We start from the raw sequence: 23,844 nt of genomic DNA, 5'->3' as shown, positions 1-23,844 counted from the left end.
AATAGACAGGTCACCCATGAACACACGCTCTCCCCGCGCGCCCGCGCAAGAATTCGATACGACACATTTCCGCCAGGCACTGTCGCAGTTTGCCACCGGCGTGACGGTCATTACGACGCGCCTGGCCGACGGCAGTTTCCGCGGCTTGACGGCCAGTTCCTTCAATTCCGTCTCGCTGTCGCCGCCCCTGGTGCTGTGGAGCCTCGGTTCCGTGGCGAACAGCATGCCCATTTTCAGCGGCAACTCGCATTACGTCATCAATGTGCTGGGCGCCGAGCAGGCGGAACTGGCCACGCGCTTTTCACGCCGCACGCCGAATCCCTTCGACGACGTCGAATACGAACTGTCGCGCACGGGCCAGCCCATCCTGAAAGGCGCATCGGCCTGGTTCGAATGCCACAACCGCAGCCGCTATCCGGAAGGCGACCACGTCATTTTTGTGGGCGAAGTGGAACAATGCGCGTTTGCCGCGCAGCCGCCCTTGATCTTCCACAATGGTAAGTTCAATACACCGCCAGCCTGAGCGGGACAAAAAAAAATCCGCCGAGGCGGATTTTTTGTTTTACAGGGTAAAGTTATACCCGATGCTGATACTCACGGCGACCGGGTCGAGCTTGATGTCCTGCGTCTGCCCCGTGGAGAATTTCGCCTTGGTTTTCAGGTAAGTCTTGACCACGGCCACATCGGCAAACCAGCGCTCGTTGAAGGCCAGGGTGCTGCCGACCACCAGGCTGCCTGTCAGCTTGTTGTCCATGCGGTAAGTCACGGGTTTTCCACCCGGATCCAGCAAGGCCGTCATCTGGCCCGAGCCTTTTTCCTTCTGGAAATAGGCATACGTCAAGCCCGCGCCCACGTATGGGCGGATCATCGCATTGGGCTGGAAGAAACGGTACTGGATGAAGGCCGTCGGCGGCAAGGCTTCCGCCGTCCCCAGTTTGCCCGTGCCCTTGATGGAACCGGCGCCGATCAGGTCATGCTTGTACGGCACGCCCAAAATCATTTCAGCGGAAACATTGTCCGTGATCATGTAGGCAAAGGTCAGGATGGGCTTGGTATCCGACTTGACGTCGGCTTTCGTGCCCGGCAATGCTGGCGCGGAAATGTCGCCACTTTCCACGTGCGGCGTGATCTTGTTGAGGCCAGCCTTGGCCATCCAGGTGCCTGCGCTTTGCGCCGAAGCGCCCGTCGCCATGGCCATCGCGGCGGCCGCGGCCAGCACGCGTACAGCGGTATTCAAACGATTCTTCATCTTGTCTCCTGATTCATTATGTGCGGATAGCCCCGCTATCCAGTCTTGTCGCTGCCAGCGCCAGCCACATCACGGGGATGCAGCTGGCGCGGCCCTCCCTTACAGCCAGCCCCGCACGACCATGTCCTTGGCCACATAACGGGCCAGCAACAGGTTGTTGAACGGCGTAGGGTGCACATCGTCGGCATACGAGTAGTGGCTGACGTCGCCCGCTTTCAGGTTCGTGCCATTGCACACGAGCGAGCTGCCCAGGAAATTCTTCGCCGTGCTCAGGTCGCACGCCGTCTCGCTGACGTTGGTCAAGCCATACGGGCCAGGATTGACGCCCTGGTCATGGCTGACGGCAAACACGTCGACCAGCAAGACTTTCGCGTTGCCGTTCAAGCCCCCGCTCAGCTCTCCGTTGAAGGCGCTGACCATGGCATTGATGAGCGCCTTGGTATTGGCATCCTTGCTCAGGCCCGATGGCGTGCCGGCCACGTCCGGCAGGTTGTTGACGATGACATAGTTGGCGCCCTTGGCGATGATCTGATCCTTGACCAGCGCCACCAGCTCGGTGCCAGCCTGTTTCATGGCACCAACCAGTGCAGGACCATTCGCCGCGGCGTAATCGGCACCAGCCTTGGCGCCGGCAGCGGCACCGGCGGCGTTGCCGGTGACCGTCGCATCGGCTTGCGCCTTGGTCACCAGCGGGCTATACACGGCTGGCGAAGCGACCGCCGTATCGCCGGCGGTGGCGGCAGCGGTCACGGCAGCGCCCACGATCGATGCTGACGTGGCGCCAGGCGCCGCAGCGGCGGCCGCCACGGCCGCGCCGATGGCTTGCGCTGCCGTGGCAGGGTTGGCGGCGCGCGCTGCCAGGGCAGCAACCAGATTGGAGGCAAAGGCTTTCGCGCCAGCAGCGGCACCGGCAGCCGCGCCAGCCGTCTGGCCAGCAGCAGTGGCCTTCGCTTGCAAGTCGCCCAGCAGGAACAGCACGTCGTTACCGCCCGCCATCACGAAGACGGCTTCCGTACCGCTGAACTTGCCGCCGGAAACGGCCAGGTGGTTCGCAATCTGCGTCACCACGGGCACGGTCAGGGCGCCCAGCGCACCGCCCGCCAACTTGTTGTTCGGGCCGACCGGGTTGGTGACGCGCGAACCGCCCATGGCGTAGCCGAAGCAGCCCGCATGCTTGACGCGCGGAGCCTGCAGGGAGGGAATGCTGCCTTCCAGGCCCGTTTCGGCGGCGCATGGCGCCGGCAAGCCGAATTGCGCGGCCAGGTGCTCGGTCCAGTTCTTGCCCGTCAGTTCAGGATTGATCTTGGTATTGTCGCCATTGATGGTGAATTTGCCGCCACCGCTCACCGCCACGCCGGCGACGGCATACGAACCGACATCGGACAGGCTGTCGCCGAACGACACCTGCGCCGTGTATTTGACTTTCAAGGCTTGATCACCGCCACTGGCGCCGCCGCAACCTGCCAGGACAGCCGCAGCCAGCACGGCCAGCGCGAATTTTGTTTGATGCATTTTGTCTCCTCGGTCTTTTTTCTGGTTTCTAAACGAACGGGCGTGCTATTCGCTACCCAACTAATATGCCATCGTTCCTCAGGCTTGTATAGAAAATATGTTTTAAAAATCAACGAAATAACAACACCGCCAGCGCCCCGTCACGACCGGGCGATCCGCTGAATTATGGAGGATATAAGATGTTTCGTGGCAAGCATCTCTATTGCGCTGCATCAAGAAAAAGCCCCTTGCGGGGCTTTTATTATGCGGACAGAAATTGCTGCAAGATACCACTTGAGCCGAAGGCGGCACGCCGCAGACGGTCATTCACGCCCAGCCACGCGGGGCCGGTGGGCGGTGCTTCGACGAGTATCAGCTCGGCGCCGACCTGGTCCATCGTGCGCAGCGAGGCATACAGCGCATGTGCGTAATTTTCCGGGGTCGCTGCCAGGCGCACGCTGGCGCTGGCCGGCGGCAGATCCGAGTAGTGGATCAGGGCCACGCGGCGCCCGTCATTGAGCAGGCGGTTCAAGGTGGCGCGCACGTCGTCGCTGTGCTGCATCGCAACAGGCGTGTGCGGTGCGTAATGCGATTCCAGGGTGCCCGAGGCGCGCGGCGCGGCCGCATCCGCCACGGCCGGTGCGCGGCCAATGACGGCGGCGATCTGCTCGCTGCTGATATGGCCGGGACGCAACAGCACGGGACCGTGCGTGGCCAGGCGCGACAGGTCGACGATGGTCGATTCGATACCGACATCGCTCTGTCCGCCGTCGAGAACCTGGCCCAGCAAGCCGCTGGCGAGTTCCGCCGCGAATTCATCGCGCACATGCTGCGCCGTGGTGGGGCTGACATTGCCGAATTTGTTCGCCGACGGCGCCGCCAGGCCGCCCTTGCCGCCTTTGAACGTGCGTAGCAATGCGATAGCCACCGGATGCGACGGGCAGCGCAAGCCCACCGTATCCTGGCCGCCGGACACGGCGTCGGGAATATGCGCGGCGCGCCTGACGATCAGGGTCAGCGGACCGGGCCAGAAGGCAGCCACCAGTTGCTGCGCTTCGGGCGGAATATCGTCGGACCAGTGCGCCAAGTCGGCGCCAGGCGCCACGTGCACGATCACGGGATGGTCCGAAGGCCGGCCCTTGGCTTCGTAGATGCGCGCCACGGCGGCCGGGTTTTCCGCATCGGCGCCCAGGCCATACACCGTTTCCGTCGGGAAAGCGACGAGGCCGCCCCCTTCCAGCACGGCAGCGGCCGCCGCCAGATCGTGTGCAAGTACGCTCACGGCGCGATTCCCAGGATCAGGCAAGCGTCGCGCAGGCGCTGCTGCGCTTGCGGCAAGGTGGCCGCGATGAAGGTCAGGTGGCCCATCTTGCGGCCACGGCGCGGGTCGTCCTTGCCATACAGGTGCAGGCACGCGCCCGGCAGCGCCAGCACCTGGTCCCACGCCGGTTCGCAGGCAACATCGCTGTCGTCGGCAAACCAGGCGTCGCCCAGAATGTTGAGCATCACGGCCGGCGAATGCTGGCGCACGTCGCCCAGCGGCAGACGCGCCATGGCCCGCACCTGCTGCGCGAACTGGCTGGTGACGCAGGCGTCCATCGTGTAGTGGCCGCTGTTGTGGGGACGGGGCGCCATTTCATTGACCACCAGGCTGCCGTCGTCCAGCACGAAAAATTCGATGCACAGCACGCCGACATAACCGAGTTCGGCGACCATGGCTTGCGCCGCCCGCTGCGCCCTGGCGGCGCAGTCGTCCGACACGTTCGGGCCCGGCACGGTAGTGGTAAACAGGACGCCGTCGCGGTGCACGTTTTCAGCGATCGGATACACGACCGACTGGCCATCCACGCCGCGCGCCGTCAGCACGGACACTTCATACGCCAGCGGCAACATTTTTTCCAACAGGCAAGTTACCTCGCCCATTTCCGCAAAGGCGGCGCGCACGTCGTCGCGCGTGCGCACGCGGAACTGGCCCTTGCCGTCATAGCCCATGCGCACGGTTTTCAGTATGCCGGGCAGCAAGTCGTCGCCGATGGCGTCGATATCGTCCTGCGTGGCAATGACCCTATGCGGCGCCGGCAACACGCCCGATTTCGCGGCACAGTCGACAAAGAAACGTTTTTCCGCGATGCGATCTTGCGCCACCGACACGCCGTGGGCGTTGGGGGCAACAAACACGCGTTCGGCCAGGCGCGACAGGCTGTCGGCCGGCACGTTCTCGAACTCGGTGGTGACAGCCAGGCATTGTGCCGCCAAGGCGTCGAGACCGGCCACATCATCATATGCGGCATGGACCAGGCGCTGCGCCACCTGCCCCGCAGGGCAAGTAGCGGCTGGCTCCAGCACAGGTTCAAGAACTGCAACCTGGTAGCCCATGCTCTGGGCGGCCTGGGCAAACATGCGGCCGAGCTGGCCGCCGCCCATCACGCCCAGCCATGCCGGTGGATGGGCGGCAGGCAGCAATGGGGAAGTCGATTTACTATTCATTATTTTTCAAACATATTAATCAGGCAAGACCATGGCCTTGGCGGCGGCCGTTTGCGTGGTACGGAACGCTTCCAGCTTTTCGGCCAGGACATCGTCATTAGCGGCCAGCATCGCCACGGCCGTCAGCGCCGCATTCGCCGCGCCCGCTTCGCCGATGGCGAAAGTGGCCACCGGCACGCCCTTGGGCATTTGCAGGATGGACAGCATGGAGTCTTCGCCACGCAAGTATTTCGATGGCACGGGCACGCCCAGCACGGGCACGATGGTCATCGCTGCCACCATGCCAGGCAAGTGGGCCGCGCCGCCGGCGCCGGCGATGATGGCGCGCAAGCCGCGCGCGCGCGCGCTTTTCGCGTACGCATACATCTCGTCGGGCATGCGGTGTGCGGAAATGACTTGCGCTTCGTACGGCACGCCAAACTGTTTCAGGATGGCAACCGCATTCTGCATCACGTCCCAGTCCGAGGACGACCCCATGATGACGCCGACCAGCGGCTTATTCTGCTCGCTCATCTCAGGCCTTCAGCTTCTCGCCCGTCAGGCGTTCGATGGCTTCGAAGTACTTGGCCTGGGTTTTTTCGATGACGTCGGCCGGCAGCGCCGGCGCTGGCGCGGTCTTGCCCCAGGTCAATGTTTCCAGGTAATCGCGCACGAATTGCTTGTCGAACGATGGCGGCGAAATGCCTGGCTGGTAGGAATCGGCAGGCCAGAAGCGCGACGAGTCGGCCGTCAGCACTTCATCCATCAGATGCATGACGCCATTGTCGTCCAGGCCGAATTCGAACTTGGTGTCGGCGATGATGATGCCGCGCGTGGCCGCATATTCGGCGGCCGTCTTGTACAGGGCAATGGCGATGTCGCGCATCTTGGCGGCCAGCTCGGCACCGATGCGCTCTTCCATTTCAGCAAAGCTGATGTTTTCATCATGCTCGCCCAGTTCGGCCTTGGCTGCCGGGGTGAAGATCGGCTCCGGCAGTTTTTCCGCCTGTTGCAAGCCCGCTGGCAAGGCGATGCCGCAGATGCTGCCCGTATCCTGGTAATCTTTCCAGCCCGAACCGATGATGTAGCCGCGCACGACTGCCTCCACCATGATCGGTTTCAAGCGCTTGGCCACCACGGCGCGGCCTTGCACTTGCTCCACTTCCTCTGGCGCCACCACGGATTCCGGCGCCACGCCGGTCAGGTGGTTCGGCACGATGTGGCCCAGTTTCTCGAACCAGAAGTCGCTCATCTGGTTGAGGACCTTGCCCTTGCCGGGGATAGGCTCGTTCATGACGACATCGAAGGCCGACAGGCGATCCGTGGTGACGATCAAGATCTTGTCGTCGCCAACGGCGTAGTTGTCGCGGACCTTGCCGTGGCCCAGCAATGGCAGGGAGTGGATGGAAGTCTGATAGAGGCTGTTCATAGCGGGGGAATAGTTGGATGAAACGAAACCGGCAGGCAGGGGATGCCCGCCGGTCGAGAAAATCGGGCACGGAGCATTGCTTCCGGCCCGTTCCAGACAGAATTTTACTTCACAATTTGCGACAGCTCGCCGGCCTTGTAGCGCTCGGCCATTTTTTCCATCGTGATGACCTTGATTTTCGACGCCTGGCCTTCGCAGCCGAACGCCTGCATGCGCGCGCGCACGATTTGCTCGGCGGCGGTGCGGGCTGGCTTCAGGAAGTCGCGCGGGTCGAATTTCGACGGGTTCTCGAACAGGTACTTGCGGATCGCGGCCGTCATCGCCAGGCGGATGTCGGTATCGATGTTGATCTTGCGCACGCCGTGACGGATGCCTTCCTGAATTTCCTCGACTGGCACGCCGTAGGTTTCCTTCATGTCGCCGCCGAATTCGCGGATGATGGCCAGCAATTCCTGCGGCACCGACGACGAACCGTGCATCACCAGGTGGGTGTTCGGGATGCGCGCGTGGATTTCCTTGATGCGGTCGATGGCCAGGATGTCGCCCGTCGGCTTGCGGGTAAACTTGTACGCGCCGTGCGAGGTGCCGATGGCGATCGCCAGGGCGTCGCACTGGGTGCGCTGCACGAAATCGGCCGCTTGCGCCACGTCCGTCAGCAGTTGCTCGCGGGTCATGGTGCCGTCGGCGCCGTGGCCGTCTTCCTTGTCGCCCTTCATGGTTTCCAGCGAACCGAGCACGCCCAGTTCCGCTTCCACCGTCACGCCGATGGCGTGCGAGAATTTCACCACTTCACGCGACACTTCCACGTTGTATTCGTAGGAAGCAACCGACTTGCCGTCCGCCTCCAGCGAACCGTCCATCATCACGGAAGTAAAACCCGAGCGGATGGCGGCCATGCAGACGGCCGGCGACTGGCCGTGATCCTGGTGCATGACGACAGGAATGTGCGGATACGCTTCGACAGCCGCGTCGATCAGGTGGCGCAGGAACGCTTCACCGGCGTACTTGCGCGCGCCAGCGGACGCTTGCATGATCACCGGGCTGTTCAGCGCATCGGCGGCAGCCATGATGGCTTGCACTTGCTCCAGGTTATTGACGTTGAAAGCAGGAATGCCATAACCGTTTTCGGCAGCATGGTCCAGCAGTTGACGCATGGATACGAGAGACATGGTAATACTCCAGATAACAATAGAAACCGTTGCGGCGCTTCGCGGTGGTCAATAACCGCGGCGGCGCCTGAATTCTTTCAACTAAATTAGAACGTCCAACAAACTGCTCAGGGCTAGGCGCGTTGCCGAAGGCAGTACAACTAGTACGACTAGGCAATGCAACAACGCCCTGGGCAGTTTTTACTCGAATTCGCCTACCTTCACAATCTTCAAGGCATTCGTGCCGCCCACCTGCCCCATCGGCTCGCCCCAGGTGACGACGATCATGTCGCCCTTGCGGACGATGCCCTGCGCCACCAGCAGCTCTTCCGCCTGCTTCAGCACTTGCGCGCTGGGGGCGTTCTGCATCAGATGATACGCCCGAACATTGCGGTACAGCGCGGCTTTGCGCAAAGTGGTGACACTGGGCGTGAGCGCGTAGATCGGCGTGTCGATACTGTGGCGGCTCATCCACAAGGCGGTGGAACCGGATTCCGTCAGCGCCACGATGGCTTTGACGCGCAAGTGATGGGCGGTGAACAGCGCGCCGTAGGCGATCGACTGGTCGATGCGGGTAAACGTGACGTTGAGGAAATCGGCATCGAGCTTGTTGTATTCGGACTGTTCCGCTTCCACGCAGATGGCGGCCATCATTTCCACCGTCTCGATCGGGTACTTGCCCGAGGCCGTCTCGGCCGACGTCATGACGGCGTCCGTGCCATCGAGCACGGCATTGGCCACGTCGGACACTTCCGCGCGGGTCGGCACGGCGTTGACGATCATCGATTCCATCATCTGTGTTGCCGTGATGGCAATCTTGTTCGACGCGCGCGCCATCTTGATCATGCGTTTCTGCAAGGCCGGCACGGCCGCGTTGCCCACCTCGACCGCCAGGTCGCCGCGCGCCACCATGATGCCGTCGGACGCGTCGAGAATCTCTTGCAGAGCAGGAATGGCTTCCGCGCGCTCGATCTTGGCGATCATCATCGGCTTGTGGTGGTACGGTTCGCCGGCGATATTGGCCAGCTGGCGCGCCATTTCCATGTCGGTCGCACATTTCGGGAAGGAAATAGCCAGATAGTCGGCCTGGAAACTCATGGCCGTCTTGATATCTTCCATATCCTTGGCCGTCAGCGCGGGCGCGGACAGGCCGCCGCCCTGGCGATTGATACCCTTGTTATTCGACAACTCGCCGCCAATCTTGACGGTGGTGTGGATTTCGCTGCCGTGGATGCGCTCGACGATCAGCACGATGAGGCCGTCGTTCAGCAGCAGCACGTCGCCCTTGTGCAAGTCGCGCGGCAGGGCCTTGTAGTCGAGGCCGACACGCTCCTGGTTGCCCAGTTCGCCGTTTTCGCCCCACTTGGCGTCGAGGATGAACTTGTCGCCCGCTTCGAGCTGGATGCGGGAATTTTCAAACTTGCCGACGCGAATCTTCGGCCCTTGCATGTCGGCCATGATGGCCACTTCGCGCCCGCACTCGGCCGCCGCCAGGCGCACCAGCGCCGCGCGGTCGATATGGTCTTGCGCCTTGCCGTGGGAAAAATTCAAACGCACCACGTCGACGCCCGCACGTATCATCTTCACCAGGATATCGAAGTCGGTGGAAGCGGGGCCGATTGTTGCTACGATTTTTGTACCGCGTGGCATAGGAGTCCTTGTGCGCGAGCGAAGGTGAGCAAGACCTGGCGGCTGAACCGCCCGGCAAGGTAAAAGCGCAGCGGTCAGGCTGCGCTTGGTACTGAATTGCTGACGGCAGCGCCTTAAGCGGCGCGCTGCATCAGGATTTCAACGGCGGGTAAAGTCTTGCCTTCCAGGAACTCCAGGAAAGCGCCGCCGCCCGTCGAGATATAGCTGATTTTATCGGTAATGTCGTATTTGGCAATCGCCGCCAGGGTGTCGCCACCGCCAGCGATCGAGAAAGCTTTCGAATCGGCAATGGCCAGGGCCAGGGTCTTGGTGCCGTTGCCGAACTGGTCGAATTCGAACACGCCGACGGGGCCGTTCCACACGATGGTGCCGGCGGCGCCGATTTGCTGCGCCAGCAGGGCCGCCGTTTTCGGGCCGATATCGAGGATCATGTCGTCGTCCGCCACGTCGGCCACGTCCTTGACGGTGGCAACGGCCGTTGGCGAGAATTCCTTGGCGCACACGACATCGACGGGAATCGGCACTTGCGCGCCGCGCTTGGCCATGATGTCGATGATGGCTTTCGCTTCCTCGACGAGTTCCGCTTCCACCAGCGACTTGCCGACATTCAAGCCGACGGCCTTCATGAAGGTGTTGGCGATGCCGCCGCCGACGATCAGGTTATCGACCTTGTCGGACAGGGCTTTCAGGATGGTCAGCTTGCTCGATACTTTCGAACCAGCAACAATGGCCAGCAGCGGACGGGCCGGCGCGTGCAGCGCCTTGCCCAATGCATCGAGCTCGGCGGCCAGCAGCGGGCCGGCGCAGGCGACGGGCGCGAACTTGGCGATGCCGTGCGTGGACGCTTCGGCGCGGTGAGCCGTGCCGAACGCGTCATTGACGTAGATATCGCACAATTTGGCCATTTTTTGCGCCAGCTCATCGCTGTTTTTCTTTTCGCCCTTGTTGACGCGCACGTTTTCCAGCAGAACGACCTGGCCGGCAGCCAGGTTGTCCAGGCCGGCGCCATCGACCCAATTTTGTTTCAATGCAACTTCCTGGCCCAGCAGCTCGGACAGGCGGGCCGCCACGGGCGCCAGGCTGTCGGCAGGCTTGAACTCGCCTTCCGTCGGGCGGCCCAGGTGCGACGTCACCATGACGGCGGCGCCAGCGTCCAGCGCGGCGCGGATGGCCGGCACCGAGGCGCGGATGCGCGTATCTTCGGTGATCTTGCCACTGTCATCTTGCGGGACGTTCAGGTCGGCGCGGATAAACACGCGCTTGCCTTGCAGTGCATTTTGGGCGATCAAATCTTGCAGACGGATGAAGTTGAGAACAGCTGACATGGCGATCCAGATGACGAGTGGAAGGAAGTGCGCTATTTTACCGCAATGACCAGAGCAAATCCCCGATTTGTCCTGCTTTACTGAAAAACGTGCAACAGTCGCAAGCCCGTGAAAACCAGCATGCCAAACACGATGGTTTGCAGCATATTGCGGCGGATCACGAAAAAGAGCGTGGCGGCAATACCGGACAAGAGTTTCAAATTCGACAATTCGAAGTGCACTTGCTGCCCCTCCATCAGCATGTCGGGTGCGATGATGGCGGCCAGCGCGCAGGCCGGCGCATAGCGCAACATCTCGCCCACGCGGCGCGGAATGGTGATGTGATGGCCGATCAGCCAGAAGGTGCTGCGCGTGGCGGCCGTCGCCACCACCAGCACGGCGATGGCGATCCACACATCCGCCCTGCCCCAGTCTATGCCGTCAAACATGGCGTTTTGTCCATTTTTCTGTCAATTCTTCCACGGCCATGGCGCTGACCATGCCCACCAGCACGGCCACCAGCAAGCCCAATTTATACGGCAGGCCGTAGGCCAGCACGGCCACAGCACCCGCCACCAGCACGCCGCACAGGGCGGCGCGGCTGAGGATCAACGGCACGGTCACGCACAGGATCGCCAGGGTGCCGGCAAAACCCAGCCCCCATTCGGCCGGCACGACGGCGCCCAGCACGATACCGATGAAGGAACCGATTTGCCAGGCCAGCCAGTTGGGGTAAATCAAGCCTTTCAGGAAAGGCAGCTTGGCCGGGTCCGGCGTTTCGTGCGGATAGCGCTGCAGGAACAGGCCCACTGTAATGTCGCCCGCCACATAGCCAAGCCCAAAGCGCTGGCGCCACGGCAGATGGGAAAAATGGGGCGCCAGCAGCACAGAAAAGATGACAAAACGCAAATTGACGACGAGGGCCGTGGCGAAGATCACCCACACGGGTGCCTGCGCGGCCAGCAGCGGCAAGGACGCGAGCTGGGCCGAGCCGGCAAAGACAAACAGGGTCATGGCCCCCGCCTGCGCCACCGTCAAGCCGCTTTTCACCATGGCCACGCCCACCACCATGCCCCAGGCGGCGATGCCCAGCAGGGTGGGCGCACCCAGGTTCAGGCCGGCGCGCCAGGCATCTTTCAGCAGGGCATCGTCGCTGGTGGCCTGGACGGCGTTCACGCGGATGTTCATGCGAGCCCCCGGCAGGCTGGGTGTGGTAACTGCACAACAATGGTGCGTGGCGACAAGGGGGACAACGGCGATACCGGCAAGGCAAATCCAGTCAGTGTGGCGCTGCAGCTGCCATATTTCCGTAAAAACCCGCGCCGCAGCCGAAGATGATCGAGCCGCCATTTTAGCCATGATTTTTGCTGTCTGCCTGAATCCGTTAAAATCGTGGTTTTGGCAGCAGCCGACTTCCTTCCATACAGCCTCACGGAGCATGACAAGATGACAAAAACCACCCAGCCAGCGGTCGAACTCGACAGTAAAGACCTGCCAGCCCACTGCCCTAACCCGGCCATGCCGCTGTGGTCGTCGCATCCGCGTGTGTTCCTGGAATTCAACAAGGACGGTATCGCCAAGTGCCCGTACTGCGGCACGGCCTACACCCTGAAGGAAGGCGCCAGCGCCGGCCACCATTAAAAAAACTGCCCAGCGGCGCGCCACCAGCGCGCCGTTTTTATTTGTATCAAGTTATACCGACCAGCCCGGAGTCGTCATGAAACGTCTGAAAGAACTCAATGGCAGCGCCGCGGAAGTCGAGGCGGCGTTCTACGATGCCTTGCACCGCGCCGACCTCGAAGCGCTGATGGCGCTGTGGGCCGACGATGAAGAGATCGTCTGCATCCACCCGGGCGGCGCGCGCCTGATCGGCCATGCCGCCATCCGCGCCTCGTGGGAAACCATCCTGGCGGGCGGCGGCCTGCACATCGTGCCGGCGCAGCTGCATGAAACGCACAACCTGATGAGTTCGGTGCACACGGTGATCGAAGGCGTCACCCAGGAAGAAGGCGGTCCGGCGCATCTGCTGGCAACGAATGTGTACGTGAAAACGCCGCGCGGCTGGCGCATCGTGCTGCACCATGCCTCCATCGCGCCGGGCGGCGCGCCGGCAGACGCCACGGGGGCGCAGATCCTGCACTGATGTCTTTGTCTCTTTCCTATACTGCCCCGCTCTGGCTGCCTGGCGGCCACGCGCAGACGATTTATCCGGCCGTGTGCCTCGCCAAGCCGGCAGTGGCTTTCCGCCGCGAACGCTGGCAAGCGCCCGATGGCGACTTCGTCGACGTCGACCTGGTCGACGGTCAGCCAGGCCAGCCCTTCGTGGTGCTGTTCCACGGCCTGGAAGGCTCGTCGAACAGCCATTACGCGCGCGCCCTGATGGCCGAAGTGGCCGCGCGCGGCTGGTCGGGCGCCGTGCCGCATTTTCGCGGCTGCTCGGGCGAAGCCAACCTGGCGCCGCGCTTCTACCACTCGGGCGATGCGCAGGAAGTGGACTGGGTCGTGCGCACATTGCGCCCGCGCGCCACGGGCAAGTTTTACGCGGCCGGCGTCTCGCTGGGCGGCAATGCCCTGCTGTGCTGGCTGGGCCAGTCGCAGCACCAGGCCGATTTCGTCGATGCGGCAGCGGCCGTGTCCGCCCCCCTTGATCTGGCGCAAGGGGGCAAGGCCCTGTCTTCCGGCGCCAACCGGCTCTACACGCGCATGTTCCTGAACACCTTGAAACCGAAATGCCTGGCCAAGCTGGAACAGTTTCCCGGCCTGTTTGCGCGCGACGCCATGCTGGCCGCGCGCGACCTGCACGCCTTCGACGACGTCGTCACGGCGCCCCTGCACGGCTACCGTGATGCCGACGATTACTGGCACCGCGCCAGCGCCAAGCACGTCTTGCCGGACATCACCGTGCCGACCCTGGTACTGAATGCGCAAAATGATCCTTTCCTGCCCGGACGCTTCCTGCCGCGCAGCGCCGCGCCGACGGTCACCCTCGAGTATCCGCGCCACGGCGGCCACGTCGGCTTTGCGGCAGGCAAATTGCCGGGAAGCACACGCTGGCTGCCGCAGCGCCTGATGCATTTTTTTGAAGGCGGCAACACGGCGCCATCGGCGCCGCAAACCTGTCACGCTGGCGATGCGCGCACTCACACGGAAAACGCTAAACATGGATGAACTCGTCAAGCAGGCCCTGGCCAAATGGCCGAACGTGCCCCACTGCTACGGCTGGCTGGGCCTGGACGCGCGCGGCCACTGGCGCATGCGCGACCAGCAGGCGCAACTGCAAAAATTGCCGGGCGACAAGATCGCCCACGCCGCCCTGTTGAGCTTTATCAACCGCAATTACGCCCAGGACGAACGCGGTTGCTGGTTTTTCCAGAATGGCCCGCAGCGCGTGTATGTGAATCTGGAAGCGACGCCCTACATCGCCCGCAGCGACCCGCAGCACGGTTTTGTCTTGCAGACGGGTGCGCCGCTGGAACAGATCGAGCAAGCGTATTGGTGCGATAACGGCGCACTGATCTTGCGCCACGGCGACATCGTCGCGCAGGTGGATGACCGCGACATGGCCCAGGTGCTGCCCGCGCTGCGCATCGACGGCCGGCAAGCCGGCGACGACGCCTTGCTGGCGTGGCTGGAAGAACAGCGGGGCAAGCTGACCATATTGCATGCCGGCAAGGAGATTGCCGTGCAGCCGCTGGCCTATGCCGGCGTAGCGCAAACCTTCGGCTTCCAGCAGGCGCCGCAAGCCGGGTAAGCGCTAACCCTTCTGGTCCTTGATCTGTTCGCGGCGTTTTTCCTGCAATTCGCGCTCGCGCGCATCGATCACGGCCTGGTCATAAAAGGTCGCGTCCGTCGACTTGCGGGCAATCGTCAGCTGGTCCAGCGCGGCCATGGTGGCGCCCTGCAGCACGTAGGATTCGGCCAGCGCCATGTGCTGCAAGGTCATCTTGCCCTGGTCCGCATAGGCTTTCGCCAGTAAATCATACAGTTCCGGTTCTTCCTTGTAGAGCTGCACCTGCTCGCGCAAATACAGCGTGGATTGCTCCAGCTTGCCGGCAGCCATCAGCGCTTCCGCATACTGGTGGGCAATGCCGCGCGACAGGGGAAACTGCTGGCGCGCAGCGTCCGCCGCCTTCAGGGCTTGCTGCGCCACTTCCTTCTTTTGCGCCGGCATCAACAGCACTTCCAGCCCCATTGCCGCCAGCAGCGAATTGGGGCCCTGCGTGCCGCCCGACGTCAACACATTCGGCGCGGCCGGCTGGTGCAGGGCCGCATTGGCCGCATCGAGTTCCTTTTGCGCTTCCGCAGGCTTGCCCTGCTTGACGGCAACGAAAGACAGGCCGTAATGGGCGGCCGTCACCTGGAAACGGCTTTGCTGTTCCAGCTGCGTCTTGAAGAGAGCCTTGGCGTTCAACAAGCCTTGCACGCTTTCATCCTGCAGCACGCGGGCACGGGCCCGGGCCAGGTGGAAACTCAGGCTGTCGGCACGCTGCTTGTACGGCTGCTCACGGATGCGCGCCTGGATGTCGGCGATGCGTTCGGTCGTCAGCGGGTGGGTCTGCAGATAGGCGGGCATCAGGTCGCTGTACGAACGGCTGGCCGCCTGCATACGGCCGAAAAAGGCCACCATGCCGGTGGTGTCGAAACCGGCTTCGCCCATGATCTGGAAACCGATGCGGTCCGCCTCGCGTTCGGCGTCGCGGCCGAAATTGAGCTGGCGCTGGATGGCCAGGCCCTGGCCGGCGGCAAACACGCCCATGGCCACGTCGCCGCCCGCACGCGAAGCGAGCACCGCCAGCAACATGGCCGCCAGCGGCATCAGGGCATCCTGGCGCTGCTGGCCCAGCATGCGCGCGATATGGCGCTGTGCCACATGGCCGATCTCGTGCGACAGCACGGAAGCCAGTTCCGCCTCCGTTTGCGCCGCCAGCACCAGGGCCGAGTGCACGCCGATGAAGCCGCCCGGCAAGGCAAACGCGTTCAACTGGGGATCGCGCACGGCAAAGAAAAAATAGTCGTAATTCGTTTCGCCGCGCACGCTGGGGCGCGCCGCCACGAGGGCGTTGCCGAAGGTGTTCAGGTATTCCAGCAAGGGCGCGTCGTCGAGGTAGTCGCGGTCGCCGCGGATGCCGCGCATGATTTCCTCACCAATCTTGCGCTCCATCGCCGGCGACAGGTCTTCGCGCGAGGTGTCGCCCAGGTTCGGCAGATTCGGCGCCGGCGGCACGGCCAGCGGCGTCCAGCTGCCGGCCGGCTTGGCCGCCACGCTGGCAACCGGCGCCGCAGGCGCGGAGGTATAGGTTTGCGCCAGCGCACAGGGTGCCGCCAGCCACAATGCAGCCAGCACCGACGCGCACCGGGAGCTGCGCAGCCATGCCGCGCCGGCGTTTTCAAGGACGATCGGAAGAAGAGTTTTTGAATTCACGGGTGCTATCATACCTTGTTCGCGGCGCCCATTCCCACGCAACAAGCATGCGCCATGCCAGCGGCATGACGTCGTGGCCAGGCGTGCCGCGCCCCCACTCCTCACCTATTTTGACGCCATGACAACAGCAGACAAGCAAGCCCCCGCCGGGGAACTGACCCATTTCGACGCCACGGGCCAGGCCCATATGGTCGACGTGGGCAGCAAGGAAGACACGCGCCGCAGCGCCGTGGCCGCCGGCACCATCCGCATGCAGCCCGCCACCTTGGCCTTGATTATTTCCGGCACCGCCAAGAAAGGCGACGTGCTGGGCATCGCCCGCATCGCCGCCATCATGGGCGCCAAGCGCACCAGCGACCTGATTCCCCTGTGCCACCCGCTGGCCCTCACGCGCGTCACCGTCGATTTTGAAGTGGACGAGGCGGCCAACAGCGTGCACTGCCGCGCCCAAGTCGACACGACGGGCAAGACGGGCGTGGAAATGGAAGCGCTCACTTCCGTGCAGATCGGCTTGCTGACGATCTACGACATGTGCAAGGCCGTCGACCGGGGCATGGTCATGACGAACGTGCGCGTGCTGGAAAAGCATGGCGGCAAGTCGGGCGATTGGCACGCCGAGGTGTAAGACGCCACCGCTTCAGGCGGGCACTGGCCGCGTCACCTTGACGCGGCGCAAATCGCGCAACAGCCACACGGCGCATGCCAGGCACAGCACGATGATGGCCACGGATAGGGGCAAGTGGAACTGTTCCTGCCCTGCCAGCGCGAAGCCGGCGTGGATCAAACACGTTCCCACGCCCAGCGCGGCGCAGATGCCCGCATACAGGGTCGCCTGCGGGGTGGCCAGCAGCACATGCCGGTAACCGGCCAGCACCAGGGCAATCGCCGCCAGGTTAAACACCAGAAAACCCTGCACGCCGCCCGGCACATGAAACATCTCCCACTCTTTCCAGTAGGCAGCGTCGATTTGATGCAGGATCAAGAACAACATGGTCCAGAAGTAGCTTCGCGGCATAAGATTTACATTCGTCAATATTGATGCAATTGTAAAGCCTGAGTCCTGCACCGGCACGCGTGCATGGCATTTTTCGATGCCAATATGAATTTCATTGATATAAATGCTTTTTCATCAAGAAATCATGCATACTGCGAGTCGTCCATATCCAGATGAGCATCGCATGACTAGCAACAAGCCCGCCGCGGAAAGCAAGCTCCAGGACTTCGAATTCGAGGCCATGAATCTGCAGGTGGGTGGACGCATCCAGTTCATCACGCACCGCACCATCAAACCCATCCAGCATTTCTCGACCCTGATCGGCTATGTGAAAGATGAGTACCTGATCGTCAAGATTCCCATGGAAAACGGCGCCGCCATCATGCTCAACGAGGGCGACAAGCTGACCATCCGCGTGTTTTCCGGCGTCACCGTGTGTTCGTTTTCCTGCAGCGTGCTGCGCATCTTTGGCCGTCCGCTCAATTATGTCCACCTGAGCTTTCCCGACGCCATCCAGGGCACCAGCCTGCGCACGGCGATGCGCGTCAAAGTGGACATCCCGGCGCAGCTCAGCTACCGCGATGTGGCGGCCGTGCCCGTGTTCATCGTCAACCTCAGCGTTTCGGGCGCGCTGATCGAGGCGCCCAGCATGCTCACGCCGGACGACGACGGCGTTGCCCTCAGTTTTACCCTGCTGGTGCAGCCGAACAAGCATCAGATGCGCGTCAACACGCGCGCGCGCATCCAGAATGTCAGCGTGGGCAAGCCGTCGAATGGCCACGCCGCCGAGGTGGCGGAAATCTATACATATGGCGTGCAATTCATCGACCTGGAACCGACCCACTACACCTTGCTGCAAAACCTCACCTATGAAGCGCTGATCGCGGACCGGCAAAAAATCGTCTGACACCCTGCCGGCAAGCCTTGCTTACAGGGTCGGCGTCACGTTGGGAATGTTGTTTTTGGTAATCGCTTCCTTCGCTGCCGCATTCGTCACGGTGGTGCTGTTGAACCAGGTCAGGCTGCTCGTGCCCGGCTTCATGGTCATCGTCACGGTTTGTCCACCGATACCCGTGCCCAGGTCGGCCGCCAGGGTCAGCACGATATCGCCCTTGTCCACTGTGGCGCTGGCCACTTCGCGCGTGGCACTGAACACGGGGATGGCGCTGGGCACGGCCTGGGTGGGCGTGCTGCAGGCGGTAGCCAGCCCGCCGTTTTCCTGCACGCACAGGGCCACGGCAGTCTTCAGCGGCGCAGCGGCCGCCAGCACATTGCTGACCTTGGCCCGCATCGTGTAGTCGCCATACTGGGGAATGGCCACGGCCGCCAGGATGCCGGCGATGGCCACCACGATCATCAGTTCTATCAGGGTAAATCCGCTTTGCGCGCGCATCGTATCCTCCCATTGTGCATTGCTCACGCCGTGCATGGTGCAAGCGCCATGCCAGCGGCGCGCCCGGGCAGCGGCGATGCACGTGGAAAAAAAAGCGACACATTTGGGCCGGTTCGGACCAGCGCCGTCGTCCCGGGCCGGGATGCGGCCCGTCTTGCGGACAAAAAAAAAGGAGCCGAAGCTCCTTTTTTGTACTGCGGTGACCGGGCTGGAATTACAGCATGGCTTTCAGCAGACGCGCCATTTCCGACGGGTTTTTGGTGACGGTGATGCCGCAAGCTTCCATGATTTCCAGCTTGGCTTGTGCCGTATCGGCACCGCCCGAGATCAGCGCGCCGGCGTGACCCATGCGCTTGCCTGGAGGAGCCGTTACGCCGGCGATGAAGCCAACGACCGGTTTTTTCATGTTGTCTTTGATCCAATAAGCCGCGTTGGCTTCGTCTGGACCACCGATTTCGCCGATCATGATGACCGCGTCGGTATCTGGATCGTCATTGAACATCTTCATGATGTCGATGTGCTTCAGACCGTTGATCGGGTCGCCGCCGATGCCGACTGCCGACGATTGGCCCAGGCCCAGTGCGGTCAGCTGACCCACTGCTTCATAGGTCAGGGTGCCCGAACGCGAAACCACGCCGATACGGCCCTTTTTATGGATGTGGCCTGGCATGATGCCGATCTTGATTTCGTCTGGCGTGATCAAGCCTGGGCAGTTAGGGCCCAGCAGCAAGGTTTTGCTGTTGGCTTTGGCCATGCGGTCTTTCAAAGCCATCATGTCGCGGACAGGAATGCCTTCGGTGATGCAAATGGCCAGATCCATTTCAGCTTCGACAGCTTCCCAGATCGCCGCTGCCGCGCCTGCTGGCGGCACGTAGATGACGGAAACGTTGGCGCCGGTTTCTTTTTTCGCTTCGGTAACGTTAGCGAAAATAGGAATGCCTTCGAAATCTTCGCCGGCTTTCTTCGGGTTCACGCCTGCCACGAAGGCAGCTTTGCCGTTCGCGTAGTCGCGGCAACCGCGGGTGTGGAACTGGCCGGTCTTGCCGGTGATCCCTTGGGTAACAACTTTGGTATCTTTATTGATCAGAATGGACATGTTGATTCCTTAATTAAGCTTGACCGGCAGCGGCGGCAACGACGCTCTTGGCTGCATCTTCCATGGTGTCGGCTGCGATGATAGGCAGACCGGAATCGGCCAGCATCTTTTTGCCCAGGTCTTCGTTGGTGCCCTTCATGCGCACCACCAGCGGTACGTTCAGCGAAACGGCTTTCACCGCGGCGATAACGCCTTCGGCGATCACGTCGCAACGCATGATGCCGCCGAAAATGTTCACCAGGATGGCTTTCAGGCCTGGGTTTTTCAGCATGATCTTGAACGCTTCGGTCACTTTTTCTGCCGTGGCGCCGCCGCCGACGTCCAGGAAGTTGGCTGGCTCGCCGCCGAACAGTTTGATCGTGTCCATGGTGGCCATGGCCAGGCCGGCGCCGTTCACCAGGCAACCGATGTTGCCGTCGAGCGAGATGTAGGCCAGGTCGAATTTCGACGCTTCGATTTCAGCCGGATCTTCTTCGTCCAAGTCGCGCAGGGCGATGATTTCCGGGTGACGGAACAGGGCGTTCGGGTCAAAGTTGAACTTGGCGTCCAGGGCGATGACTTTGCCGCTGCCGGTGACGATCAGCGGATTGATTTCGGCCAGCGAGCAATCGGTTTCCCAGTATGCTTTGTACAGGCCTTGCAGGTTGACGCGGGCGTCGACGATGGAACCGGCAGGCACGCCGATTTTGGTCGCGATGTCGTCTGCCTGGGCATCGGTCAGGCCAACGCTCGGCTCGATGGTGACGTGGTGGATCTTCTCTGGGTGGCTCTCGGCCACTTCTTCGATGTCCATGCCGCCTTCGGACGACGCCATCAGGACGATTTTCTGGGTGACGCGGTCGGTGACCAGCGAAACGTACAGTTCTTGCTTGATGTCGGCGCCTTCTTCCACCAGCAGGCGGTTGACTTTCTGGCCTTCGGCGCTGGTCTGATGCGTGATCAGCTGCATGCCCATGATCTGGTCAGCGTATTCCTTGACCTGTTCCATCGATTTTGCCACTTTCACGCCGCCGCCCTTGCCGCGGCCACCTGCGTGGATCTGCGCCTTGACAACCCACACCGGGCCGCCCAGGGTTTCCGCAGCCTTGACGGCTTCTTCGACGGACATGCACGGAATACCGCGTGGTACCGTCACTCCGAATTGCCGGAGGATTTCTTTGGCTTGATACTCATGGATTTTCATGCTGGCTTCCCTTCTGATACTGATGTGTAAAAATACGGTTAGTGGTGCAAAAAAAACAGGAAAAACAGAGCGCCGGGGTCACGCTTTGGCTACCCAGCGCGGGTAATACTGTGCAACCGCCCCGCCATCGGTGCGCAGGGCGTGGCATTTGTCGAGTTGAAACGGCTTTTCATGCGACAAGTCAGCATTCGCACCGTCACGGGTCGACCAGACATCGCCGGCAAATGCCTGAACCGTCGCAGTCGGCAAGACTTGCGCCAGTTCGGTCAAATGGGTACAGCCGGCGATTCCCGCCAGGCGCTGTTTCAAGTCGCGGCGGAAATTCTTCAATAAATTCAGACCGATCAGCGCTCTGTAAGCGGGGCCGATGGTATCGCAAAAACCGGGATAGGGCACGGCATCGGAGGCGGCTTCGGCCTCGACGATGGTCAGTTCGCGATCGACGGTAATGCGTAAGTGGAGGTCATGCAGGGGGGAGCCGGCGGGACGGGGGCCGGAGGCCAGGGTCGCGTCGTAGCTTTTGATATCGGTGATACGGGCGTCAATATCCCACAGGCCGTCGTCGCGCACATACGCTTGGACGTCGATAACGCGGGAGTGCCGGAGGGCGCGCCGGGATACGGGAGTTGACAGGGGCATAAGACCGATGCCGCTTGCGCGGCCATAATTTAGTAAGCAGCCATGTGCCTAAAGCACTCTGTTCGCAGCTTCTACGAACAGCAACCGCACCTGCGGCGCCGCAAAAACCCTAAAAGTGTAGCACACTGGGCGCTGGTTGCGCCGCAACATAATTTTTCATTGCTTCGATAAAAACATTTCAAAGTATAAAGAAAGCACATGGAAATTTACGCTGTTATCACATTCAGTGATGATAGATATGCGCACCCGGGGCCGCGAACAGCATCCAGTTGCCGCCACCGCGCCGAGATCGCACGGCGCAGGCAGCGCTCACGACGTGCAGCGCAACAATACGCCGCTGACTTGACAGGGCGATGACAGAAGCAGAATCCTGCAAAGAAAACATGGACAAACAGCAAGGCCGGCTGGCCCGCGCACGCAAGCAAGGCATCGTGCGGACTGTTGTAGATGGAACACAGCGCGGCCAGAGCGGGCCGGCCGGCACGGCACGAAAGCTCGCAGAAGCGCGCCAGCCGCCTAGTCGTCCTCGGGCTCCCGCCCCTTCAAGGCCGCTTGTACGGCGCGCTGGGAAAAGCCGCGCTGCATCAGGAAGCGCATCTGCTTGTTGCGCTGCTCGGCATCCTGCGCCACTGCACCAAATTTGCGGCGCCACACTTCGCAGGCGCGCGCCACTTCCCCTTCGGCCAGGCCCGCCTTGAGTTCCTGCAACGCCTCGCCCCCAATGCCATGGCTTTGCAATTCCGCCATGATGCGGCTATTGCCAAAGCGGGCCGAGCGGCGATGGATCAGCGACTCGGAAAAACGCTCCTGCGACAGCCAGTTGGCTTGCTCCAGGCTGTCGAGCAAGGCTTCCACATCGTCGCCCTCCTGCGCATGGCGCTGCAGCTTGCGCCGCAATTCCATGCGGCTATGTTCGCGCATCGACAGAAAGCGTAGCGCCCTGCCCTTCAGGCTTAGTTGTACCCCTGCCATACCCGTATCCCATCTTTACCACACCGGACTGTAAACACAATTGCCGCCAGGCGCACAGGCGCAGGGCGGCAATCATTGTAGAACTTTTTTGTGCGGCAAGCTGCCGCCGGCGGGCCAGGCGGGCCCCGCCACTGTCGCTTACTCGGCGGCCTTGGCTTCCGCAGCCTTGGCAGCCTTGTCGGCAGCTTTATCCGCTTTTTCCGGCTTTTCAGCAGCCAGCGGCGGCAGTTCGCGCACGCCCAGCGAAGCGCGGACCTTGTTTTCGATCTCGCGGGCCAGCGCCGGACGCTCTTGCAGGAAGGCGCGGGCGTTGTCCTTGCCCTGGCCGATGCGTTCGCCGTTGTAGCTGTACCACGAACCGGATTTTTCCACGATCTTGGCATCCGAACCCAGGTCCAGGATTTCGCCTTCGCGCGAGGTGCCGGCGCCGTACAGGATGTCGAAGTGCGCTTCCTTGAACGGCGGCGCGATCTTGTTCTTGACAACCTTGACCTTGGTTTCGTTGCCGATCACTTCATCGCCGGACTTGATCGAGCCGGTACGGCGAATATCCAGGCGCACGGAGGCGTAGAATTTCAGTGCATTGCCGCCGGTGGTCGTTTCCGGGCTGCCGAACATCACGCCGATCTTCATGCGGATCTGGTTGATGAAGATGACCAGGGTATTCGTGCGGTTGATGGAGCCGGTCAGCTTGCGCAGGGCTTGCGACATCAAACGGGCTTGCAAGCCTGGCAGGGAATCACCCATGTCGCCTTCGATCTCGGCGCGTGGCGTCAGTGCGGCCACGGAGTCGATGACGACGAGGTCGACGCTGCCCGAACGCACGAGGGCGTCGCAGATTTCCAGCGCCTGCTCGCCCGTATCCGGTTGCGAGATCAGTAATTCATGCAGGTTCACGCCCAGCTTTTGCGCGTAACCGACGTCGAGCGCGTGCTCGGCATCGATAAAGGCGCAGGTGCCGCCCAGTTTTTGCATTTCAGCAATGGTTTGCAGGGTCAGGGTGGTTTTACCCGACGATTCCGGACCGTAGATTTCCACCACGCGGCCGCGCGGCAAGCCGCCCACGCCCAGCGCGATATCGAGGCCGAGCGAACCGGTCGACACGACTTGCACTTCTTCGATCGGTGCGCTGGCATCCATGCGCATGACCGAACCTTTGCCAAACTGCTTCTCGATCTGCGCCAGTGCGGCGGCGAGCGCCTTGGCTTTTTCCGATGCGGGTACTACAGCTTTTTTATCGTCCATATGTTCTTTCAGCCGTTCTACAGTCGACGATTCACGTGAATCGGTCGGCCTGCGATAGCGCCAGTGGGTTAAATTCTTTACACAGACAGTACTGTATAAAAAAACAGTGATCAATGCAAGCGGAACGTGGATTTGTTTTGAAACAGATCAATACAACCCTGTT

General features: G+C 62.0%; 26 protein-coding genes. 7 read left to right on the top strand and 19 right to left on the bottom strand.

What is annotated here, in order from left to right; all coding sequences use genetic code 11:
• Nucleotides 1–16 precede the first annotated feature (16 nt).
• A complete protein-coding gene (locus tag NCG91_RS14145; RefSeq protein WP_251350134.1) occupies nucleotides 17–523 on the top strand; it encodes a flavin reductase family protein in 507 nt (168 codons plus the stop codon).
• Between the two features lie 39 nt (nucleotides 524–562).
• Here the strand turns inward: NCG91_RS14145 and NCG91_RS14140 are convergent, their stop codons facing one another.
• The 11 genes from NCG91_RS14140 to NCG91_RS14090 form a co-directional block, all read right to left on the bottom strand.
• A complete protein-coding gene (locus NCG91_RS14140) occupies nucleotides 563–1,249 on the bottom strand; it encodes an OmpW/AlkL family protein (protein ID WP_180278678.1) in 687 nt (228 codons plus the stop codon).
• A gap of 99 nt (nucleotides 1,250–1,348) precedes the next feature.
• Nucleotides 1,349–2,761, bottom strand: coding sequence for an SGNH/GDSL hydrolase family protein (locus NCG91_RS14135; RefSeq protein WP_251350133.1), 1,413 nt, complete (start codon nucleotides 2,759–2,761; stop codon nucleotides 1,349–1,351).
• Between the two features lie 241 nt (nucleotides 2,762–3,002).
• Nucleotides 3,003–4,022: an L-threonylcarbamoyladenylate synthase gene (locus tag NCG91_RS14130; protein WP_099666369.1), complete on the bottom strand. Its 1,020-nt coding sequence runs from the start codon at nucleotides 4,020–4,022 to the stop codon at nucleotides 3,003–3,005.
• The gene (locus tag NCG91_RS14125) at nucleotides 4,019–5,227 is read right to left on the bottom strand and encodes a 5-(carboxyamino)imidazole ribonucleotide synthase (protein WP_251350132.1); all 1,209 of its coding nucleotides are present in this window, start codon (nucleotides 5,225–5,227) and stop codon (nucleotides 4,019–4,021) included. The genes NCG91_RS14130 and NCG91_RS14125 overlap by 4 nt, the downstream gene beginning before the upstream one ends.
• A 15-nt stretch (nucleotides 5,228–5,242) precedes the next feature.
• Nucleotides 5,243–5,740: a 5-(carboxyamino)imidazole ribonucleotide mutase gene (gene purE, locus NCG91_RS14120; RefSeq protein WP_077408673.1), complete on the bottom strand. Its 498-nt coding sequence runs from the start codon at nucleotides 5,738–5,740 to the stop codon at nucleotides 5,243–5,245.
• A gap of 1 nt (nucleotide 5,741) precedes the next feature.
• Complete coding sequence (locus NCG91_RS14115; RefSeq protein ID WP_251350131.1) at nucleotides 5,742–6,635, bottom strand: phosphoribosylaminoimidazolesuccinocarboxamide synthase; 894 nt, start codon at nucleotides 6,633–6,635, stop codon at nucleotides 5,742–5,744.
• 104 nt (nucleotides 6,636–6,739) lie between these two features.
• Nucleotides 6,740–7,804, bottom strand: a complete 1,065-nt coding sequence (fba, locus tag NCG91_RS14110; protein WP_010401625.1) for a class II fructose-bisphosphate aldolase — start codon at nucleotides 7,802–7,804, stop codon at nucleotides 6,740–6,742.
• 180 nt (nucleotides 7,805–7,984) lie between these two features.
• The gene (gene pyk, locus NCG91_RS14105) at nucleotides 7,985–9,433 is read right to left on the bottom strand and encodes a pyruvate kinase (RefSeq protein WP_099666366.1); all 1,449 of its coding nucleotides are present in this window, start codon (nucleotides 9,431–9,433) and stop codon (nucleotides 7,985–7,987) included.
• Nucleotides 9,434–9,546: 113 nt separating this feature from the next.
• Complete coding sequence (locus NCG91_RS14100) at nucleotides 9,547–10,758, bottom strand: phosphoglycerate kinase (RefSeq protein ID WP_251350130.1); 1,212 nt, start codon at nucleotides 10,756–10,758, stop codon at nucleotides 9,547–9,549.
• A 77-nt stretch (nucleotides 10,759–10,835) separates the two neighbouring features.
• Entirely contained in the window at nucleotides 10,836–11,186 is a 351-nt protein-coding gene (locus tag NCG91_RS14095; RefSeq protein WP_099666364.1) for an AzlD domain-containing protein, read from the bottom strand.
• The gene (locus NCG91_RS14090; protein ID WP_251350129.1) at nucleotides 11,179–11,925 is read right to left on the bottom strand and encodes an AzlC family ABC transporter permease; all 747 of its coding nucleotides are present in this window, start codon (nucleotides 11,923–11,925) and stop codon (nucleotides 11,179–11,181) included. The genes NCG91_RS14095 and NCG91_RS14090 overlap by 8 nt, the downstream gene beginning before the upstream one ends.
• Before the next feature lie 258 nt (nucleotides 11,926–12,183).
• On the opposite strand from NCG91_RS14090, the gene NCG91_RS14085 reads away from it, so the two are divergent.
• The 4 genes from NCG91_RS14085 (at nucleotide 12,184) to NCG91_RS14070 (ending at nucleotide 14,488) form a co-directional block, all read left to right on the top strand.
• Entirely contained in the window at nucleotides 12,184–12,378 is a 195-nt protein-coding gene (locus NCG91_RS14085) for a zinc-finger domain-containing protein (protein ID WP_034780619.1), read from the top strand.
• 76 nt (nucleotides 12,379–12,454) lie between these two features.
• Nucleotides 12,455–12,880 (top strand): YybH family protein, encoded by a 426-nt coding sequence (locus NCG91_RS14080; protein ID WP_034780622.1) that lies wholly within the window; start codon nucleotides 12,455–12,457, stop codon nucleotides 12,878–12,880.
• The gene (locus tag NCG91_RS14075; RefSeq protein WP_251350128.1) at nucleotides 12,880–13,905 is read left to right on the top strand and encodes a YheT family hydrolase; all 1,026 of its coding nucleotides are present in this window, start codon (nucleotides 12,880–12,882) and stop codon (nucleotides 13,903–13,905) included. Before NCG91_RS14080 ends, NCG91_RS14075 begins: the two co-directional genes overlap by 1 nt.
• Nucleotides 13,898–14,488 (top strand): DUF2946 family protein, encoded by a 591-nt coding sequence (locus tag NCG91_RS14070; RefSeq protein WP_251350127.1) that lies wholly within the window; start codon nucleotides 13,898–13,900, stop codon nucleotides 14,486–14,488. Before NCG91_RS14075 ends, NCG91_RS14070 begins: the two co-directional genes overlap by 8 nt.
• Before the next feature lie 3 nt (nucleotides 14,489–14,491).
• Here NCG91_RS14070 and NCG91_RS14065 read toward each other — a convergent pair whose 3' ends face one another.
• The gene (locus NCG91_RS14065; RefSeq protein WP_251350126.1) at nucleotides 14,492–16,081 is read right to left on the bottom strand and encodes a beta-barrel assembly-enhancing protease; all 1,590 of its coding nucleotides are present in this window, start codon (nucleotides 16,079–16,081) and stop codon (nucleotides 14,492–14,494) included.
• A 196-nt stretch (nucleotides 16,082–16,277) separates the two neighbouring features.
• On the opposite strand from NCG91_RS14065, the gene moaC reads away from it, so the two are divergent.
• Nucleotides 16,278–16,784, top strand: a complete 507-nt coding sequence (moaC, locus tag NCG91_RS14060) for a cyclic pyranopterin monophosphate synthase MoaC (protein ID WP_070281683.1) — start codon at nucleotides 16,278–16,280, stop codon at nucleotides 16,782–16,784.
• A gap of 12 nt (nucleotides 16,785–16,796) precedes the next feature.
• Here moaC and NCG91_RS14055 read toward each other — a convergent pair whose 3' ends face one another.
• Nucleotides 16,797–17,174: a DUF6713 family protein gene (locus NCG91_RS14055; RefSeq protein ID WP_354004616.1), complete on the bottom strand. Its 378-nt coding sequence runs from the start codon at nucleotides 17,172–17,174 to the stop codon at nucleotides 16,797–16,799.
• A gap of 163 nt (nucleotides 17,175–17,337) precedes the next feature.
• Between NCG91_RS14055 and NCG91_RS14050 the strand changes: the two genes are divergently transcribed.
• Nucleotides 17,338–18,060, top strand: a complete 723-nt coding sequence (locus NCG91_RS14050) for a flagellar brake protein (RefSeq protein ID WP_251350124.1) — start codon at nucleotides 17,338–17,340, stop codon at nucleotides 18,058–18,060.
• Between the two features lie 21 nt (nucleotides 18,061–18,081).
• On the opposite strand, the gene NCG91_RS14045 is transcribed toward NCG91_RS14050, so the two are convergent.
• The 6 genes from NCG91_RS14045 to recA all read right to left on the bottom strand — a co-directional run bounded on the left by NCG91_RS14045 (nucleotide 18,082) and on the right by recA (nucleotide 23,681).
• Nucleotides 18,082–18,546 (bottom strand): pilin, encoded by a 465-nt coding sequence (locus tag NCG91_RS14045; protein WP_251350123.1) that lies wholly within the window; start codon nucleotides 18,544–18,546, stop codon nucleotides 18,082–18,084.
• 214 nt (nucleotides 18,547–18,760) lie between these two features.
• A complete protein-coding gene (gene sucD / locus NCG91_RS14040) occupies nucleotides 18,761–19,642 on the bottom strand; it encodes a succinate--CoA ligase subunit alpha (RefSeq protein ID WP_034746085.1) in 882 nt (293 codons plus the stop codon).
• 13 nt (nucleotides 19,643–19,655) lie between these two features.
• Nucleotides 19,656–20,825 (bottom strand): ADP-forming succinate--CoA ligase subunit beta, encoded by a 1,170-nt coding sequence (gene sucC, locus NCG91_RS14035; protein WP_034788653.1) that lies wholly within the window; start codon nucleotides 20,823–20,825, stop codon nucleotides 19,656–19,658.
• Between the two features lie 78 nt (nucleotides 20,826–20,903).
• Entirely contained in the window at nucleotides 20,904–21,464 is a 561-nt protein-coding gene (locus tag NCG91_RS14030; RefSeq protein ID WP_077408684.1) for a DUF2889 domain-containing protein, read from the bottom strand.
• A gap of 516 nt (nucleotides 21,465–21,980) precedes the next feature.
• Entirely contained in the window at nucleotides 21,981–22,436 is a 456-nt protein-coding gene (gene recX / locus NCG91_RS14025) for a recombination regulator RecX (RefSeq protein ID WP_251350122.1), read from the bottom strand.
• Nucleotides 22,437–22,574: 138 nt separating this feature from the next.
• Nucleotides 22,575–23,681, bottom strand: a complete 1,107-nt coding sequence (gene recA, locus NCG91_RS14020; protein ID WP_071321836.1) for a recombinase RecA — start codon at nucleotides 23,679–23,681, stop codon at nucleotides 22,575–22,577.
• Between the last annotated feature and the right edge of the window lie 163 nt (nucleotides 23,682–23,844).

Origin of the sequence: Janthinobacterium kumbetense (assembly GCF_023703445.1) — a bacterium.
Classification (GTDB): domain Bacteria; phylum Pseudomonadota; class Gammaproteobacteria; order Burkholderiales; family Burkholderiaceae_D; genus Janthinobacterium; species Janthinobacterium kumbetense.
Note: the sequence above shows the minus strand (reverse complement) of the source record. Positions and strands in the feature narration are given on the sequence as shown.

What these genes read in the sequence shown, in the direction of transcription:
- NCG91_RS14100 (WP_251350130.1), bottom strand. Translation starts at nt 10,758, where the DNA reads ATGTCAGCTGTTCTCAACTTCATCCGTCTGCAAGATTTGATCGCCCAA.
- NCG91_RS14135 (WP_251350133.1), bottom strand. Translation starts at nt 2,761, where the DNA reads ATGCATCAAACAAAATTCGCGCTGGCCGTGCTGGCTGCGGCTGTCCTG.
- recX (WP_251350122.1), bottom strand. Translation starts at nt 22,436, where the DNA reads ATGGCAGGGGTACAACTAAGCCTGAAGGGCAGGGCGCTACGCTTTCTG.
- NCG91_RS14115 (WP_251350131.1), bottom strand. Translation starts at nt 6,635, where the DNA reads ATGAACAGCCTCTATCAGACTTCCATCCACTCCCTGCCATTGCTGGGC.
- sucD (WP_034746085.1), bottom strand. Translation starts at nt 19,642, where the DNA reads ATGTCCATTCTGATCAATAAAGATACCAAAGTTGTTACCCAAGGGATC.
- NCG91_RS14070 (WP_251350127.1), top strand. Translation starts at nt 13,898, where the DNA reads ATGGATGAACTCGTCAAGCAGGCCCTGGCCAAATGGCCGAACGTGCCC.
- NCG91_RS14055 (WP_354004616.1), bottom strand. Translation starts at nt 17,174, where the DNA reads ATGCCGCGAAGCTACTTCTGGACCATGTTGTTCTTGATCCTGCATCAA.
- NCG91_RS14095 (WP_099666364.1), bottom strand. Translation starts at nt 11,186, where the DNA reads ATGTTTGACGGCATAGACTGGGGCAGGGCGGATGTGTGGATCGCCATC.
- NCG91_RS14085 (WP_034780619.1), top strand. Translation starts at nt 12,184, where the DNA reads ATGACAAAAACCACCCAGCCAGCGGTCGAACTCGACAGTAAAGACCTG.
- pyk (WP_099666366.1), bottom strand. Translation starts at nt 9,433, where the DNA reads ATGCCACGCGGTACAAAAATCGTAGCAACAATCGGCCCCGCTTCCACC.
- NCG91_RS14140 (WP_180278678.1), bottom strand. Translation starts at nt 1,249, where the DNA reads ATGAAGAATCGTTTGAATACCGCTGTACGCGTGCTGGCCGCGGCCGCC.
- recA (WP_071321836.1), bottom strand. Translation starts at nt 23,681, where the DNA reads ATGGACGATAAAAAAGCTGTAGTACCCGCATCGGAAAAAGCCAAGGCG.
- NCG91_RS14030 (WP_077408684.1), bottom strand. Translation starts at nt 21,464, where the DNA reads ATGCCCCTGTCAACTCCCGTATCCCGGCGCGCCCTCCGGCACTCCCGC.
- fba (WP_010401625.1), bottom strand. Translation starts at nt 7,804, where the DNA reads ATGTCTCTCGTATCCATGCGTCAACTGCTGGACCATGCTGCCGAAAAC.
- NCG91_RS14080 (WP_034780622.1), top strand. Translation starts at nt 12,455, where the DNA reads ATGAAACGTCTGAAAGAACTCAATGGCAGCGCCGCGGAAGTCGAGGCG.
- NCG91_RS14045 (WP_251350123.1), bottom strand. Translation starts at nt 18,546, where the DNA reads ATGCGCGCGCAAAGCGGATTTACCCTGATAGAACTGATGATCGTGGTG.
- purE (WP_077408673.1), bottom strand. Translation starts at nt 5,740, where the DNA reads ATGAGCGAGCAGAATAAGCCGCTGGTCGGCGTCATCATGGGGTCGTCC.
- moaC (WP_070281683.1), top strand. Translation starts at nt 16,278, where the DNA reads ATGACAACAGCAGACAAGCAAGCCCCCGCCGGGGAACTGACCCATTTC.
- sucC (WP_034788653.1), bottom strand. Translation starts at nt 20,825, where the DNA reads ATGAAAATCCATGAGTATCAAGCCAAAGAAATCCTCCGGCAATTCGGA.
- NCG91_RS14090 (WP_251350129.1), bottom strand. Translation starts at nt 11,925, where the DNA reads ATGAACATCCGCGTGAACGCCGTCCAGGCCACCAGCGACGATGCCCTG.
- NCG91_RS14145 (WP_251350134.1), top strand. Translation starts at nt 17, where the DNA reads ATGAACACACGCTCTCCCCGCGCGCCCGCGCAAGAATTCGATACGACA.
- NCG91_RS14125 (WP_251350132.1), bottom strand. Translation starts at nt 5,227, where the DNA reads ATGAATAGTAAATCGACTTCCCCATTGCTGCCTGCCGCCCATCCACCG.
- NCG91_RS14075 (WP_251350128.1), top strand. Translation starts at nt 12,880, where the DNA reads ATGTCTTTGTCTCTTTCCTATACTGCCCCGCTCTGGCTGCCTGGCGGC.
- NCG91_RS14050 (WP_251350124.1), top strand. Translation starts at nt 17,338, where the DNA reads ATGACTAGCAACAAGCCCGCCGCGGAAAGCAAGCTCCAGGACTTCGAA.